Genomic DNA, 15,351 nt, shown 5'->3' with positions numbered 1-15,351 from the left:
ATGCAAAACTATTCAGGGGAAGCAGGGCTGCAATACCACATCCAACTGCGCCCGGGGGACACGGGCCGGTACGTTATCCTGCCCGGGGATCCCAAGCGCTGCGAGAAGATTGCCCGGCACTTTGATAGCCCCAGGCTCCTAGCGGACAGCCGGGAGTTTGTCACCTACACGGGCCTCTTGGACGGAGAGCGGGTCAGTGTCACCTCCACAGGCATTGGCGGGCCTTCCGCCGCCATCGCGGTAGAGGAATTGGTAAACTGCGGGGCAGACACTCTTGTGCGGGTGGGCACCTGCGGAGGCATGGATCTGGACGTAAAGGGAGGGGATCTGGTGGTTGCCACAGGTTCAATCCGCATGGAGGGCACCAGCCGGGAGTATGCCCCCATTGAATTTCCCGCTGTAGCGGATTTAACTGTGGTAAACGCCTTAGTGCAGGCCGCTGAACAGCAGGGATTCCCCTGCCATACTGGCGTTGTGCAGAGCAAAGATTCCTTTTACGGGCAGCATGATCCGGAAACCAAGCCTGTAAGCGGCGATTTGCTGCAAAAGTGGGAGGCCTGGAAGCGCCTTGGCTGCAAGGCCTCCGAGATGGAATCTGCGGCGGTGTTTATTGTTTCCAGCTACCGCAGGGTGCGGGCCGGCGCTGTTTTCCTGGCAATGGGCAATCAGGAGCGTGGAAAGGCCGGGCTTGATAACCCCATTGCTCACGACACAGAAGCCGCTATCAAAACTGCTGTGGCCGCCCTGCGCATTTTGATTCAGCAGGACAGAAAGAAGAATCCTTGAGGCAAGAAAACTCCCTGCCCAGCTTTTGCTGGACAGGGGGTTTTTTAAATTTCTATCAAATTCCGCTTACCCCACCGTGCTCAAATCCCATTCGCTGAAAATCTTGGGCACGTCGGAAATCAGCCGCTTGGTATAAGCCGCCTTCGGGTGGATAATCACATCCTCCGCAGGGCCTGCCTCCACAAACGCGCCATGCTCCATAATGTACACAGAGTCGGATACATAGTACGCCAGGCCGATGTCGTGGGTGATGAAGATGATAGTCATATTGATCTCATCCCGCAGCTTCAACAGCATATCCAGAATCGTCGCACGGGAACAGGCATCCACCATGGACGTGGGTTCGTCCGCTATCAGAATCTTCGGCTTCAGCAGGAAGATTCTCGCTATCATCAAACGCTGCATCTGGCCGCCGGATAGCTCGAAGGGATACTTGTTCGTAAGCTCCGCATACTTCAGGTTTACAAACGAGCACGCCTCTGTCATCTTGTCAAACTTCTCCTGGTCAGACAGGTGCTTCCCCCCTGTCATGTTGATGCAGTCCAGCAGCAAATCGTCTATCTTGTTGAACATATTGAAGGATGAGAACGGATCCTGGAACACCGCCTGGATGTTCTTCCAGTATTCCTTCCTCTTCTTGCCGTTGGAAATGTCCCGGGGCTGCCCGTTAAAGTACAGCGTCCCCTCTGTGATGTTGATAAGACCCAGGATCATCCTGGCAATGGTCGTCTTCCCAGAGCCGGACTCCCCTACGATGGAGATAACCTCGCCCTCGCGGAAGTCAAAGTTTACCTGCTTCACTGCCTCGGTGCGGGTCTTGCCATAGCCGAAAACCTTGGTGATGTTCTCACCCTTCAGTACTGATTTCCCCAACTCTCTAGCCATTTCTCCCGTACACCTCCTTCAAATAGTCCACTTCATAGCAGCAGCGGTACATCCTGTGCTCCTCAAACTCCTTCTCCGGCACCTCATATACCTTGCACTCCGGCTTTGCATACTTGCACCGGGGCGCAAACCGGCAGCCGGCCGGCGGGTGCTTCAGGTTCGGGGGCGTGCCGGGGATGGCCTCCAGCTTCGTCTCCCTGGTGCCCTCTTCCGGCACAATGATGGAACCCATCAGGCCCTTGGAATAGGGGTGGATGGGATCGAACACCATTTCCTTGGCTGTGCCCCGCTCCACTATCTGCCCTGCGTACATAACCATAATGTCGTCTGTCACGTTGTACAGCAGCGGCAGTTCGTGGGTGATGAAGATCATAGACTTGATAAAGCCCTTCTCCATCAGCTCCCGCATCATCTTGATAACCATCTTCTGGCTGGTAACGTCCAGAGCCGAGGAGGGTTCGTCCGCTATCAGCACCTTCGGCGACAGGATGGTGGAGATGGCGATAACCGTCCTCTGCTTCATGCCGCCGGACAGTTCCACCGCGTGCTTCTGCAGCACCTCCGGGGGCAGGCCCAGGATGCGGAAGCGCTCCACCGCCATGTCATAGATATCTTTCTTGCTCAGGCTCTTGTCGTGGACGCGGATAACGTCCTCTATAAAGCGGATGATCTTCTGGGTGGGGTTCAACGCGTTCATGGCCGCCTGGGGGATATACGCGATTTCCGTCCCCAGTATCTTCTTGCGCACCTCGTCCGGCTTCATCCCCGAAATGTTCTGCCCGTCTATGATGATTTCACCGCTGATATAGTGCAGGGGCGCGAAGTAGTACCCCATCAGGCTCAGGGCCAGCGTGGATTTGCCGCAGCCAGACTCGCCTGCCACGCCCAGGGACTTCCCTTCCTCTATCTTCAGGGATACCCCGTCCACCGCGAACACGTCCTCTTTAAAACGCGTCACATACTTCGTCTTTAAGTCTTTTACTTCCAGCATTACTTTTCCCATGTTCTATCCTCCCGGTTAGTCGCGAAGCTGCGGGTTGAACACCTGGTCTAACCCCGTATTCATCAGGTTCAGCGAGAATGAGATTATCGCTACGGACAGCACCACCGGCACGAATGCCCACCAGCTTCCGCCCTGGATGGCCTGGAAGTTCTGCGCCCAGTTCATCATAATGCCCAGGGTGCTGGTTGTGGAGTTGGAAGGCCCAAGGCCCAGCATGGAAAGCTGCGCTTCCGCCAGGATGCCGGAGGAGATTTGCAGGATCAGCGCCATCACCACGTAGGACGCCACATAAGGCAGGATGTCCTGGATGATAATCCGCGGCATGCTGTGCCCCGAAAGCTTCGACAGGTTCACGTGGTCCCGGTTGCGCAGGGACAGCACCTGGGAACGAACGGAGCGTGCCGTCCAGGGCCAGCCCGTAAGCCCGATGATGGTGCCTACCATCATCGGCCCGCGGCCTGCTTCGCTCAGGGCGTTGGCTATCAGAATCAGGATAACAAAGCTGGGGATAACCGTGAAAATGTTGGTGATAAAGGTCAGGAAGTTATCCACCCAGCCTCCCACAAAGCCTGCCAGCAGGCCGATGGTCAGGCCGATGGCCGTGGCGATAAGGCCCGCCAGCAGGCCAATGCGCAGGGATACCGCAATGGACGCCGAAAGCTCTGTCAGCACGTCCCGGCCAAAGTTGTCGGTGCCCAGCGGGAAAGTCACCTTGTTGCTGATGGATCCCACCGACACAAACTCATTGCTTGCCACTGTCCGGGACTCTGCCAGGCTGCCGTCCTCCTCCCGGGTGGCCAGGATAATATCCGCCCCGGCTTCCCGCAGGGAATTGTCCAGACGCACATACGCCTTCTTCTTCGCGGAGGTGATGCCCTTCTGCTTGTTCGCGGAGTCATAATGGGCAAACCACTGCTCCACCAGCGCATCCCCGTTGCTGATATCAATTTCCGATTCATCCAGGCCGCCGAACTTCACCAGCCAGTCTTTCATGTCTTTCTTGTTGTCTTCTGTCAGCAGGCTTGCCGCGCTTCCGCCTACGGTTTCCACCTTCAGCGCTTCCGCCTTATTCGATCCTGCCACGTCCTGCACCGACACATACGTGCCCGGCGCCGAATATCCCCCGCTTATCATGTCTAGCGCTCCAAACGGCGAAAGCAGCGGGTAGATGATGGCTGTAAGCAGCATCAGCATAAACAGGACGAAGCCCACCAGGAACTTGGGGTTCGTGAATGCTTGTTTTAACTGGTGTTTCATTTCATTACCTCCCTTATTCCGCTTCCATCTGCGCCGCTTTCACGCGGGGATCGATTATGCCGTACAGGATTTCCACCACCAGGTTTGCTATCAGCACCATGATGGTAATCACCAGCGTACAGCCCGACAGCAGCGGATAGTCCCGGGCGCCTATGGCCCCGAACATGGCTGTCCCCAGCCCGGGATAGTTGTACACAATTTCCGCCACCAGGTTGCCGCCTATCATGGTGCCGAAAGATAGCGCCAAGCCTGTAATCTGCGGCAGCATGGCGTTGCGGAACACATACAGCACGATTTTCCAGTCCTTTATCCCCAGGAACCGGCTGTATTTCACATAGTCCGCGTTCAGCTCGTAAATGGACATGGAACGCATGCCGATGGCCTGCCCGCCGATGGTGATGAGCACTGCCGTCCAGAACGGGAGCTGGTAGTGCCGCAATACGGAGGCAAAGAATTCCCAACTCATGCTGGGGTTCATGTCAAAGGAGTACCCGCCTCCTGTAGGCGCTATCTTCAGCACCGAGCTGAACACATAAATCATGATGAACGCCAGGCCGAAGGCCGGGAAGTTGCTGATGAACATGAACAGCGGCAGCACCGCCGCGTCCACCGCCTTGCGTATGTACGCCGCTATGGCTCCTAAAAGGTTCCCCAGGAACCAGCCCACGATGATGGCCGGGATCTGCAGCCCCAGCGTCCACACCACGGAGGATCCGATTATATCATTTACAGTCCGGGGATACTGGGACAGGGAGTTGCCCATATCGCCCTGGAATAATTTTCCAACATATACAAAGAACTGCTCAGGCAGGGATTTGTCAAGCCCGAACTCTTTGGAGTACTGCTCGATCATTTTCTGCTGCACCGATGGGTCTGTTACGCCCTGGGTGGCCTGCACTGCCAGCGCCTTTACAGGGTCGCCCGGCATCAGCCGCGGCAGCAGGAAGTTCAGGAACACGGCTACCACCAGTGTGATCACGTACCACACAATGCGCTTGCCGTAATACTTCATAAAGCCTTTCAACACTATCACCTCATCTTTTTAGTGGCGGCTCCCGGGATTCCTTCCCTCAGCCGCTTTCCCTAAAACAGTATGACACAACGCTTCCTTTTCAGTACTTTTCACCAATCCCTATATAGAAACCGGCGGCGGAGAAAGTCCTATTACCTTTTCTCCGCCGCCTGCTTCTCTACATGTTCATCTCAGTTTTTCTGCATGTACAGCCAAACCAATGGCCTCCTGAAAGTTTAACCTTCCATCAGCTCCAGGTCATACAGGCCGGCAATGCCATAGCCGTCGCAAAGAATCAGCGGGGGCACGTTGCCTTCGTTGCCTTCCTGGGGGAAGTTCGTCCAAACGGTCTCGTTGCACTCATGGAAGTCAACAGGGCGGTACATGGTGGAAATGTGAGGCACTTCGTCCAGGAACAGGATATTAAGCTGCTCCCACAGATCCTTAATCTTCGCCTCGTCGGTTTCCTTGGCCAGATCCATCAGGATCTTGTCTGCTTCCTCGTTATAGTAACGGCCCATATTGAAAGTCATGGTGTCGGGGAAATCGCCGCCGAAGCCATACATGGTCTGGTAAGCGCGCAGCCAGGGGGCGGAAACAGCAGCGCCTGCGTAGCTGTACATAGCGATATCAAAGTTGCCGGTCTGAACATCCTCTGTCCAAGTGGGAGAATCAGGGAAGTAAGCCTCAATGCTGATGCCAATGCTCTTGCCTGCGGCAGCAGCAATATTGATGGCAGCCTGCCAGTCAGACCAGCCAGTGGGACACTCTGCCTTGAACACCAGGTTCTGGCCGTTATACTCGCGGATGCCGTCGCCGTCGGTGTCGGTGATACCGGCTTCGTCCAGCAGCTTGTTGGCGCCTTCTACGTCATTGCCTGCGGACTGATAGGGCTTCAGGGCTTCCTTATCCTTAATCAGGGCCTGCTCGCCGTCGGTGGGGTTGAACAGGGTGCGGGGGAAGTCCGCGAAGGTGTAGGACTGTCCGGTCATAGCGGAAGAGATAACCTGGTCAAAGTCAATAGCCATGGCAAGAGCCTTACGTACTTCCTTCTGATCCAGGCCAGGCTTCTGGGTGTTCAGCACCAGGCCGGGCATGGACATACCTAACTGATAAGGAGCATCATCAAACCAAGTGGAGATAGGCAGATCCTTTTCCAGCCACAGCTTCTGCAGATCAGATACATACTGCTGGTTGATGTCAATTTCGCCAGCCTCGAAAGCACGGGCGGAAGCGGCGTTGTCCTTATAGATGTTGTGGGCAACATACTTCGGCACAGGCAGCTTGCCCCACATGGAGGCATCCTGGCCCCAGTAATCGTCATTGCGGGTCATAACCTCGCGCTGCTCGGAGTCATAGGTGGTGGGACGGTAAGGCCCGGTAACGGGGGCATCCCACATGGTGGCATTCTTTATCTCGTTGCTGTCGCCATTCAGTTCGCCGTCCAGCTTCTCCAGATACGCCTTCTGCATCATAAAGATGTTGGTGAGGAATTCCTCTACCTTGTAGGGGTTGTACTGGGGATCATCGACAGGCTTGCCTTTGATAACCACAGTGCTGTCATCGGTGGCCTCAACGCTCAGAATGTACTGGGTATAGTCAGCAGCGATAGCGGACTCATACTTCACGTGGGCATCCCAGGTGGCCTGTACGTCGTTTGCGGTGAAAGCAGTGCCGTCATCCCACTTAGCAGCGGCCTTGATCTTCACAGTGATTTCAGTCCTATCGTCGTTCCAAACCCGTTCGCCGTCAGCCAGCAGGGGATACAGCTTGGCATCCAGGGGGTTATACATGTACAGGGTTTCCCAGCACAGCACGCGGGAAATACCATTCTGGCCCATGCACATATTCTGGGAGTTTGTGGAGAAGGGGTTCATGTTGATGGGCTTCTTCCACAGAATGCCGCCGTAATACAGGGTCTCCTCACGAGGCGTGGTGGCGGTGGCCATCAGGTCAACGTCTTCCTCAGCCTCGGAAGCCTCGCTGCTCTCCGCAGGCTCGGAAGCCTCGCTGCTCTCAGGCGTGCTCTCGGCGGGCTTGCTTTCGGTCTTGCTCTCGGCGGGCTTGCTCTCAGCAGGCTGGGAAGAAGCTTCCCCGCCGCCGCAGGCTGCCATAGAGAACACCAGGGCAAGAGCCAGCACCAAGGCTGCAACTTTGCGCCAATTTCTCATAACGTACATCCTCCTTAAATTTGCGCGGCACGCAGGCCGCAGGCTTTGTTTGGAAAACAATATGGTTTCATCAAATTCTACACATTTTACCCACATCGTTTTCTTTGTTACATAAAATAACACAAAACCCGGGCCGCTGTATACAAATATTTTCCGCAAAAATAGCCCAATTTTCCGTTTGATTAAAATGTAACCATTCCGTAACTATTTTATGTACAAACTGTAAATCTCTTTATAAATTATTAAGTTCAGCATAAAAATCCGTAAAAAGATTTACGCAAAAATGCCGCCCAGCCTGAAAACGGCAGGCGGCATTTCATGTCTTTTTACGAGGCCTTTCCCACCGGAGGCAGGCTGTCCTCATAGCGGCGCACCCAGGTGTATACCTGCTGGTAAGTCACGCCGTATTTTTCCATGGCAGCCCGGTAGTTATAGCCCACAGCTATGCAGTACCGTACAATTTCCTCTCGCTCCGGCAGGGTGGTGGCCCTGCCCTTGCGGCCCTCCAGGCCCTGGAGGCCTTTCTGATCATAGCTGCGGCACCAGAAATAAATCTGCTGATAGCTCACCGGATATTTTTCCATGGTAGCCCGGTGATCCCGCTGGTGCTCTATGTAAAAGCGCACAATCTCCCGGCGCTCCTCCGGAGAAAAGGCCCGGCCCCTGGGAACCCCTGCTTCTCCCTGGCCTCCGGCCCGCAGCTCGCCCCGCTCCATATAGAGCCTAATCCAGTGGCGCAAAAGGCCGTTAGAGCGGATCTGGTATTTTTCGCATATGTCCCGGTAGCTTCCCTCGCCCCGCAGGTAGGCAAGCACCGCTTCTTCCTTTTGCTCCTTGGAGTAAGGGGTATTGCGCTCCTGGCTGCGCAGGCCCTCTTCTCCCATGGCGCGGTAATTGCTGACCCAGCGCTGCACAGAGGTAACCCCTACCCCCACCCGCTGGGCCACGTTTTGCAGACTTTCCCCGCCTTCCACATGATCCCGCACAGCCCGGAGCTTTTCTTCCGTGGTATATTTACTCTTTGCCATCTTCCTTCGACCGGGCAGCGTCTGCCCGCGGTCAACCTCCCTTTCCCATATCCCGGGGCGGGCAGCCGCCCCCTTTGCCTTCTTCCTCCCCCCGCAGCCTGTCCGCTTCCTGGCGGGCCTGGGCGCTGCGGTACTGCTGCGGCGTACAGCCATAGCGCTCCCGGAAAGCCCGCACAAAATAGCTGGCACTGGAAAACCCCACTGCATAGGTGATGTCGGTAACAGTGGCGTTTGTTGTTGTCAGCAGCTTTGCCCCAGCCCGAAGGCGGTAAGATGTCAGAAAGCTGATGGGGGACTCCCTCAGGTAGAACTTGAACAGATTGGAGCAGGAAGTCTTTTGCACCCCGCCTGCCTGAGCTATATCTTCCAGCTTGATTTTCTGGGAATAATTCTGGCGGATATAGTCTGTCATAGCCTTAAGCAGGGTGAGCCTGCGCTCCTTGACAATACCGCCAGGCTCCTCCTGGCCCGCGAATACATTTTTATAGAGGTTCAGCCACATTTCAAACAGCAATAGCTGGTTTTCTAAAACCTCCTCTCCCCCCTGACGGGCAAAAAGAGTTTCTATGCCCTGCAAAACCTGCTTCTCCCACAGCTCCTCCCCAGACAGGGGCACGCAGGGAAAGCGCCCGGAAAGGAAAGGCACCACAAAACGCTCTTCCACATACCGGGACGTACACAGCAGCACAGGGTGAAGCTGCAGGCATAAAAACTGGCAGCCTGTCCCATCCTCTGAGAAAAAACGGTGCCTGCACTGCGCGTTAATAAACGCACCCTGACCAGCTTCCAGAGGGAACACGCCGCTTTCCGCCTCCAGGAGCAGATGCCCTTCCCGCACCAGGACAAATTCCATCTCCTCGTGGCTGTGCGGCTCTGTGGAGCCGCCATACTCCTCCAGGCTGGCTTCCCGGACACGCACCGGATGGCCTTCAAAGTCATACCGCGAAGTCCTCCGGCCCTCCTCCCGCACTTCTTTGCAAGCCTTCATCTGCTATGCCTCCACCTCCCTGTCCAGAGCATTGCCTTTCGTGAAACGGGGAACAAAAAAGTATACTTTTTGTATATTGTGCTCCACCTTCACCTGTTAAAGGTAAGTTTAACATATGCTTTACAAATTTGCAACATAGAACGAAAAAAACAGGAAATTTACCTAAAAAACCATTTTTCCCACCCTTTACAAAAATGTATAGATTTTTGTAAAAAGGCAGGTAAAGCTTAGAGTCTGTTTAAAAAAGCGCAAAAAATACAGGGCCTCTAAAGGCCCTGTATTTTTTTGAGGGTATGAACAAGAAACAGAAAGCTATGCTGCTGAGCTGGTGCTGGCGGTGGAAACCGTGCTGCCGGCACTGGAAGCGGCAGAGCTTGCAGAGGATCCGTCATTTCCGCTGCAGGCCGCCATGGTGGCAGCCATCATCAGGGCCGCAAGGGCCAAAGCGATTTTCTTCATTTTGTTTTTTCCCCTTTGCTTTTTAAATTTTAAGGCCCGGGCCAGCCAAGCGCTGCCTGGAAGCAGGCCTGTCACCCAAACCATCTAACAATATGAATTTTACCACCAGTTTATTACAAAAACATGTGAGGTTCTTTTACAGTTTCATAAAAAAAGCTTACAATCCCTTTACAAATCTTTCCAATTTCTGAATCTGGCATCCTTCATAAGGATAAAAGCAAAAAAGCTCTTGACAAAAAAGCCGACTGATATTACAATGATATCAACATGAAATCTGAAAGGGGACAGATCGATGGATAATCAAACTGCCATGACCAACAAATATGAAGAAAAAGCCGCAAAAACCAGAAGCGGCTTTGGGATGCTGTTCTGCACCCTGCTGCTGTTCCTGGTTTCTGCGCTGGGCATCGTCTTTGGGGGCATCCTCCTGGACAGGAATTCCATACCTCTGGGGGTGGTGCTGCTGGTGGGAGGCATTCTGCTTGTCTGTGCGGCGGCCATCATGTGCGGGGGCTTCAAGGTTTTAAACCCCAATGAGGCGGCTGTTCTCACCCTGTTCGGCAAATACTACGGCACCATTAAAAAAGACGGCTTCTATTGGGTGAACCCCTTCTGCGCCTGCATCAATCCGGGGAACAGCCGCACTGTCACCACCAATTCTAACGGCATGACTATTACAGCCGGGGGCGGCGGGAAAATCAGCCTGAAAACCATGACGCTGAACAACGAAAAGCAGACAGTTAATGACGAGCGGGGCAATCCTATCATCATTGATACCGTGGTAATCTGGCGGGTGGTGGACACCACCAAGGCTGTTTTCAACGTGCAGAATTACCGCACCTTCCTGTCCATCCAGTGTGACTCCGCTACCCGCAGCATTGCCCGGCGCTATCCCTATGACCTGATGGAGGAAAACGACGTGGCGGAAAAGACCCTGCGAGGCAGCAGCCAGGAAATCGCGGACATGCTGCGGGAGGATCTGCAAAAGCGCGTGGCAGAGGCCGGGCTGGAAATCCTGGAGGTGCGCATCCGCCAGCTTTCCTACGCGCCGGAAATCGCGGCCCAAATGCTCCAGCGGCAGCAGGCTGAAGCTGTGGTGGCAGCCCGGAAAAAGATTGTGGAAGGCGCTGTGGGCATGGTGGAAATGGCCCTGGAGCAGCTTAAAGAGGACGGCGTGGTGTCCCTGGACGAGGAGCGCAAAGCCCAGATGGTATCGAACCTGCTGGTGGTGCTGTGCGGCAGCAAAGACGCCCAGCCCATTGTCAACAGCGGTTCCATTTATTAAAACAAGGAAATCTGTGTGATCTTATGGCAGATAAGGATAAGAAACAAATTTTGCTGCGCATCGCTCCCACCCTGTGGAAGGATCTGGCGGCTTGGGCAGAGGAAGATTTCCGTTCCATTAACGGGCAGATTGAATACCTGCTGACAGAGTGCGTCCGCAAGCGGAAGAAACTGCCTCCCCCGGATGAAAAGGAAGGCGCGGACGGAGAAGCATAAATGAACCACACGCAAAAAAGCGGGCAGCGAAGGCCGACACTCCGTAAAGAAGTGTCGGCCTTGCGGCTAACCAGTAAAGAAATTCTATCTATTGGGACGGTGTAGCTATGGCTACGCCGTCTTTTTACGCCGGCCTGCAAGATACTCCTGGAACAGCTTCTCCATTTCTTCCGGGGGTGGGGCACACCACAGGCCAATGGTGTTGTAGTGAATGTCCACACGCTGGTGCCGCTTGCCGTCTGTCTTGTCAGGTTTGGACACCACGATTTTGTCAATAAACTCGTGGACAATTTCAGGCGTCAACTCCGTCAGCCGTGTCACCTGTCTGGTCCGATCAATGAACCGCTGCAAGTCAGCAGCCCTATCCGTGGTGGCCTCCAAACTGGTTTCCATTTCAGGAATCGCCGCTTTCAACTGCTTCTGTTCGGCTTCCAGCGACACGGATAGCGTGGCAAAGCGTTCCTCGGATAACAAGCCCTTGCTCATGTCCTCATAGCTTTTCTGGATAAGCTGGTCAATCTCCACCACCCGCTGTTTGGCCTTGTCCAACTCCCGGCCCCTGGCGGTCAACTCCTTTTTCTCTCGCAGTCCAAACCGTTCCATCTGCTCCTGAGCAAACCGCTTTTCATAGACCTGGATGTACCACAACAGCCTTTGCAGGCCCTCTATCGTCAATCTGCATATCCACAGTATCGACCAGACCGAAGCCATAAAGACAATCAAGCGGAAAATCACCGACCTTGACAAAATGAAAATCGAGGAACAGAAAAAAGCGGTACGCAGCGGCTATGACATGGATATTATCCCGTCCGACCTTGCCACTTTCGGCAGCGAAGCGAAAAATCTCTTACAGGACTTGCAGAGCCGGAATGAAAGAATGTTCCTCTTGACATTCCTTGTGGTGAACATGGCAGACACAAAAAGGAAACTGGAAAATGACGTATTCGCGGCGGCGGGCATTGCACAGAAGAACAACTGCGCCTTGACCCGCCTTGACTACCAACAGGAAGCGGGGCTTATGTCCTCTGTACCGCTTGGGGAGAACCTTATCCCCATTCAAAGAGGGCTTACCACGTCAAGCACCGCTATCTTTATCCCCTTTATCACGCAGGAGCTTTTTCAGACGGGCGCGGCTTTGTATTACGGCTTAAACGCCCTGTCTAACAACATGATACTCTGCGACCGCAAGCAGCTAAAGAACCCCAACGGCTTAATCTTGGGTACGCCGGGAAGCGGGAAATCCTTTGCCGCCAAACGGGAAATGACAAACGCTTTCCTCATTACAGACGACGACATTATTATCTGCGACCCGGAAGCAGAGTACCCGTATTCATTTCCAGGCCAGAGTGCAGGAGCAAATCGGATGCCTGTTCCTGACCAGAAGCCTGGGCGGGGTTATATCGCTTATACCGCCGGAGTTGGGCCTTTACTCTCGCTACCAATTCCAAAGGGCGAAAAGGCTTTGTGACATAATCATCCGCTCCCAGGGTCAGGCCGGTGATTTTGTCGGTTTCCGCGTCCTTGGCTGTCAGCATGATGATGGGATAAGTATGTCGCTCCCTGATCTTCTGGCAGAGGGCAAAGCCGTTCACCTCCGGCAGCATAATATCCAGAATGGCTAAATCAAGCTCGGTGGATTCAATGCAGGCAAGGGCATCTTTAGCCGAGTAAAACTTAAACACCTCGTAGTTCTCATTTTGAAGATATAATTCCACCAAATCAGTAATTTCCTGTTCATCATCAACCACTAAAATCTTGTCTGACATTATCTAACCTCTTTTCTACAACAGACATTAAGGGTATTCTATCAGATTTTCCCCATGATTTCCTTGCTTTTTGACTGATAATTTGTTAAGAATTTCCTAATTTAGAAAAGTTCCACGCATGATAGTCACAATGTCCTATCCTGCAAGAGAGTAGCAGTGAACAAATTGAGACGCAAAGCAGGCTGCTTTGCGTCCCGTAGTGCTGTTCAGCCAAAAATGAACATCGTATTGACAATTTCTGTTACTTGATTACGGATATTGTTCATACGTCTTACCCATTCCATCTGCCTATCAGCTTTAAGTTGTTCTGTAATGTTTTCCTGATTCGCTATCTGATCCACAAGCTGAGAAAACATATCTTCCGCCTGCTGATTGATGTCAGCCAGGTGGCTATCCAGCTTCCCACTGAGTAGTAAGGCGTTGTAAAGAGCTTTCCTGTGTTCTCGCAGATACCGCCGCCTACGCTGGCCCCAGACACCCACAGGAACACTTTCTGGCACAGCGAGGTTTGGGAGAAAATAATCTCCTTCTTGATGATAGGTGCCGCCCATTTGCTCAAATGTGCATTTCTCCACGACATTTACCTCCAAAGTGTTGAATATCCCTGCAATTCAATCACATTCGGCTGTCTTGACAAAAGTGTTGGGGGACACTTCCTTACGAAGTGTCCCCAAAAGCTGCCCGCTTTTTTGCAGCGTATCGCTGCACCTGTGACGCGGGGAACAAGGCAAAACGGGCCAGCCTGCACCACGCGGAACGAACCAGCAGGAAACCGCACAAATAAACACAAACACAGTTTTTAGATCAAACCTTTTTCCAAAAAGGTTTGCAGGGTTTGGGACAGAGTCCCAAGGTCTTCACACGCTGGGAGTATCCGGATCCACCCGGCACACCAGCACAAAGGGCCGGGGGCTTTTCAGCATCTTTTCAGCAAGGGAAAGCGCCTGGGCATTATTCTCTGCCAGGGCGGCGGGAATGCCATAGGCTTCGCACAGGGCTACGAAGTCCGGGTTGCCACCCATATGGGTGGCAACGTGCCTGCCTGCGTAATGCTGGTTTTGCAGTTCCCGCACCATACCCAAGCGGCGGTTGTCCATCACAATCATCTTTAAAGGCACATTGCAGGCGCAAACTGTGGCAAGCTCGCACAGGCTCATCTGAAACGCCCCGTCCCCGCAGACAGCCACCACCTGCCGCCGGGGCTTCGCAAGCTTTGCCCCCAGGGCAGCGGGCAGGGCATAGCCCATGGTGCCCAGGCCCCCGCTGGTGAGGAACCGCCCCTCCTTCTGGGTAAAGTTGATGGCAGCCCATATCTGGCTCTGGCCTGGATCGGCGGTTAAAATCGCGTCCTCGTCCATGATTTTCGACAGCGCCCGGATAAAGGAGCGCGGCTCCACATAGTCCTCCCTGTCCTCTCCCCGGGGAACGGCTTTGCGCTTATATTCCAGCACGCGGCTGACCCAGGGCGCGCAGTCACAGGGGGCGGCCTGCTCTGTCAGGGCGGCAAGCACCTGCTTCACGTCCCCCACAATGGGAATATCCACCCGCATGTTCTTCCCGATCTCCGCAGGATCCACATCAATGTGCAATATCTTCGCCTGCTCCGCTATCTGGTGGGGCACCGCAATGGCCCTGTCCCCTACCCGTGCCCCGCACAGCAGGATTAAATCCGCCTCCACCATGGCACGGTTGGCATAAGGCCGCCCAAACTTCCCTATCATCCCCAGATACACCGGGCTGTCCATGGGCATCACCCCCAGCCCCATCATGGTGGACACAATGGGAATGCCGGTTTTCTCCGCAAGGGCTGCTATTTCCTCCCTGGCCCCTGCCAGCACCACGCCGCCCCCACAGCAGATCACCGGGCGGCTGGCTTCCCGGATGGCCTGGGCGGCCCTTTTAATCTGCAGGGGGTGCCCTGCCGTCTTGGGCTTATAGCCGGGGATGTCCGCCCGCTGGGGGTAAGAAAAATCTTCCAGCACCTGCTCCTGCACGTCCTGGGGCACGTCGATAAGCACCGGGCCGGGCCTGCCTGTGGCGGCAACATGGAAAGCCTCCCTGAACACCCGGGGCAGCTCCTTTGCCGACTTCACCAGATAGCTGTGCTTGGTGAAGGATTCGCATGCCCCGGTCACGTCCGCCTCCTGGAATACATCCCTCCCTAGCTGCTCCAGGTTCACCTGCCCGGTAATGGCCACTATAGGGATGGAGTCCATATAGGCTGTGGCAATGCCGGTAATCAAGTTTGTGGCCCCCGGCCCGGAAGTGGCTACGCACACCCCCGGCCTGCCGCTGGATCGGGCATAGCCGCTGGCCATGTGGGCGGCATTCTGCTCGGAACGCACCAGCACATGGCGCAGGGAAGAATCAAACATAGCGTCGTAAAAAGGGCAGATGGCCGCCCCCGGATACCCGAAAAGGATCTCCGCCCCCTCTGCTTCCAGGCATTTCACCATTGCCTGCGCTCCTGTCATCATGGCTGTGTCCTCCTTTTCA

The 15,351-nt window shown here is 54.5% G+C and carries 14 protein-coding genes and 2 pseudogenes; 4 read left to right on the top strand and 12 right to left on the bottom strand.

Annotated features, from left to right (window positions below; translation table 11 throughout):
• Nucleotides 1-786, top strand: coding sequence for a uridine phosphorylase (gene udp / locus VSQ30_RS06810; protein WP_334462963.1), 786 nt, complete (start codon nucleotides 1-3; stop codon nucleotides 784-786).
• 66 nt (nucleotides 787-852) lie between these two features.
• Here the strand turns inward: udp and VSQ30_RS06805 are convergent, their stop codons facing one another.
• The 8 genes from VSQ30_RS06805 to VSQ30_RS06770 form a co-directional block, all read right to left on the bottom strand.
• Entirely contained in the window at nucleotides 853-1,671 is an 819-nt protein-coding gene (locus VSQ30_RS06805) for an ABC transporter ATP-binding protein (protein WP_334462961.1), read from the bottom strand.
• Nucleotides 1,664-2,674 (bottom strand): ABC transporter ATP-binding protein, encoded by a 1,011-nt coding sequence (locus tag VSQ30_RS06800; RefSeq protein WP_334462959.1) that lies wholly within the window; start codon nucleotides 2,672-2,674, stop codon nucleotides 1,664-1,666. The genes VSQ30_RS06805 and VSQ30_RS06800 overlap by 8 nt, the downstream gene beginning before the upstream one ends.
• Before the next feature lie 15 nt (nucleotides 2,675-2,689).
• On the bottom strand, nucleotides 2,690-3,931 hold the full coding sequence (locus VSQ30_RS06795; RefSeq protein ID WP_334462957.1) for an ABC transporter permease: 1,242 nt from the start codon (nucleotides 3,929-3,931) through the stop codon (nucleotides 2,690-2,692).
• Between the two features lie 13 nt (nucleotides 3,932-3,944).
• Nucleotides 3,945-4,955, bottom strand: coding sequence for an ABC transporter permease (locus VSQ30_RS06790; RefSeq protein WP_160644912.1), 1,011 nt, complete (start codon nucleotides 4,953-4,955; stop codon nucleotides 3,945-3,947).
• Between the two features lie 224 nt (nucleotides 4,956-5,179).
• Nucleotides 5,180-7,114 carry an ABC transporter substrate-binding protein gene (locus tag VSQ30_RS06785; RefSeq protein ID WP_334462954.1) on the bottom strand — a complete coding sequence of 645 codons (1,935 nt, stop codon included), beginning with the start codon at nucleotides 7,112-7,114 and terminating at the stop codon, nucleotides 5,180-5,182.
• A gap of 326 nt (nucleotides 7,115-7,440) precedes the next feature.
• Nucleotides 7,441-8,142, bottom strand: a complete 702-nt coding sequence (locus VSQ30_RS06780; RefSeq protein WP_334462952.1) for a helix-turn-helix domain-containing protein — start codon at nucleotides 8,140-8,142, stop codon at nucleotides 7,441-7,443.
• 31 nt (nucleotides 8,143-8,173) lie between these two features.
• Nucleotides 8,174-9,130, bottom strand: coding sequence for a helix-turn-helix transcriptional regulator (locus VSQ30_RS06775; RefSeq protein ID WP_334462950.1), 957 nt, complete (start codon nucleotides 9,128-9,130; stop codon nucleotides 8,174-8,176).
• Between the two features lie 312 nt (nucleotides 9,131-9,442).
• Entirely contained in the window at nucleotides 9,443-9,589 is a 147-nt protein-coding gene (locus VSQ30_RS06770; RefSeq protein ID WP_160642307.1) for a hypothetical protein, read from the bottom strand.
• A gap of 292 nt (nucleotides 9,590-9,881) precedes the next feature.
• Here VSQ30_RS06770 and VSQ30_RS06765 point away from each other — a divergent pair, with 292 nt between their 5' ends.
• Together VSQ30_RS06765 and VSQ30_RS06760 are read left to right on the top strand one after the other, a co-directional pair.
• Nucleotides 9,882-10,874 (top strand): SPFH domain-containing protein, encoded by a 993-nt coding sequence (locus tag VSQ30_RS06765; RefSeq protein WP_334462947.1) that lies wholly within the window; start codon nucleotides 9,882-9,884, stop codon nucleotides 10,872-10,874.
• A gap of 23 nt (nucleotides 10,875-10,897) precedes the next feature.
• The gene (locus VSQ30_RS06760; protein WP_160642308.1) at nucleotides 10,898-11,089 is read left to right on the top strand and encodes a type II toxin-antitoxin system antitoxin; all 192 of its coding nucleotides are present in this window, start codon (nucleotides 10,898-10,900) and stop codon (nucleotides 11,087-11,089) included.
• Between the two features lie 111 nt (nucleotides 11,090-11,200).
• Here the strand turns inward: VSQ30_RS06760 and VSQ30_RS20750 are convergent, their stop codons facing one another.
• A complete protein-coding gene (locus VSQ30_RS20750) occupies nucleotides 11,201-11,758 on the bottom strand; it encodes a DUF4368 domain-containing protein (protein ID WP_502876271.1) in 558 nt (185 codons plus the stop codon).
• Between the two features lies 1 nt (nucleotide 11,759).
• Here VSQ30_RS20750 and VSQ30_RS06750 point away from each other — a divergent pair.
• Nucleotides 11,760-12,413, top strand: a pseudogene (locus VSQ30_RS06750) (VirB4-like conjugal transfer ATPase, CD1110 family); the annotation flags it as partial.
• A gap of 64 nt (nucleotides 12,414-12,477) precedes the next feature.
• Here the strand turns inward: VSQ30_RS06750 and VSQ30_RS06745 are convergent.
• From VSQ30_RS06745 to ilvB, 3 genes and pseudogenes are all read right to left on the bottom strand, one after another.
• Nucleotides 12,478-12,855, bottom strand: a pseudogene (locus tag VSQ30_RS06745) (response regulator transcription factor); the annotation flags it as partial.
• Between the two features lie 206 nt (nucleotides 12,856-13,061).
• Entirely contained in the window at nucleotides 13,062-13,430 is a 369-nt protein-coding gene (locus VSQ30_RS06740; protein WP_334462944.1) for a TnpV protein, read from the bottom strand.
• A 282-nt stretch (nucleotides 13,431-13,712) separates the two neighbouring features.
• Complete coding sequence (gene ilvB / locus VSQ30_RS06735) at nucleotides 13,713-15,332, bottom strand: biosynthetic-type acetolactate synthase large subunit (RefSeq protein ID WP_334462942.1); 1,620 nt, start codon at nucleotides 15,330-15,332, stop codon at nucleotides 13,713-13,715.
• Between the last annotated feature and the right edge of the window lie 19 nt (nucleotides 15,333-15,351).

The sequence above is a fragment of the Acutalibacter sp. JLR.KK004 genome (assembly GCF_036941085.1).
Lineage (GTDB): Bacteria > Bacillota > Clostridia > Oscillospirales > Acutalibacteraceae > Acutalibacter.
Note: the sequence above shows the minus strand (reverse complement) of the source record. Positions and strands in the feature narration are given on the sequence as shown.

Bases quoted from the DNA above. Each gene is read 5' to 3' on its own strand.
- VSQ30_RS06805 (WP_334462961.1), bottom strand. From the start codon at position 1,671: ATGGCTAGAGAGTTGGGGAAATCAGTACTGAAGGGTGAGAACATCACC.
- udp (WP_334462963.1), top strand. From the start codon at position 1: ATGCAAAACTATTCAGGGGAAGCAGGGCTGCAATACCACATCCAACTG.
- VSQ30_RS06785 (WP_334462954.1), bottom strand. From the start codon at position 7,114: ATGAGAAATTGGCGCAAAGTTGCAGCCTTGGTGCTGGCTCTTGCCCTG.
- VSQ30_RS06765 (WP_334462947.1), top strand. From the start codon at position 9,882: ATGGATAATCAAACTGCCATGACCAACAAATATGAAGAAAAAGCCGCA.
- VSQ30_RS06775 (WP_334462950.1), bottom strand. From the start codon at position 9,130: ATGAAGGCTTGCAAAGAAGTGCGGGAGGAGGGCCGGAGGACTTCGCGG.
- VSQ30_RS06795 (WP_334462957.1), bottom strand. From the start codon at position 3,931: ATGAAACACCAGTTAAAACAAGCATTCACGAACCCCAAGTTCCTGGTG.
- VSQ30_RS06760 (WP_160642308.1), top strand. From the start codon at position 10,898: ATGGCAGATAAGGATAAGAAACAAATTTTGCTGCGCATCGCTCCCACC.
- VSQ30_RS06770 (WP_160642307.1), bottom strand. From the start codon at position 9,589: ATGAAGAAAATCGCTTTGGCCCTTGCGGCCCTGATGATGGCTGCCACC.
- ilvB (WP_334462942.1), bottom strand. From the start codon at position 15,332: ATGATGACAGGAGCGCAGGCAATGGTGAAATGCCTGGAAGCAGAGGGG.
- VSQ30_RS06780 (WP_334462952.1), bottom strand. From the start codon at position 8,142: ATGGCAAAGAGTAAATATACCACGGAAGAAAAGCTCCGGGCTGTGCGG.
- VSQ30_RS06800 (WP_334462959.1), bottom strand. From the start codon at position 2,674: ATGGGAAAAGTAATGCTGGAAGTAAAAGACTTAAAGACGAAGTATGTG.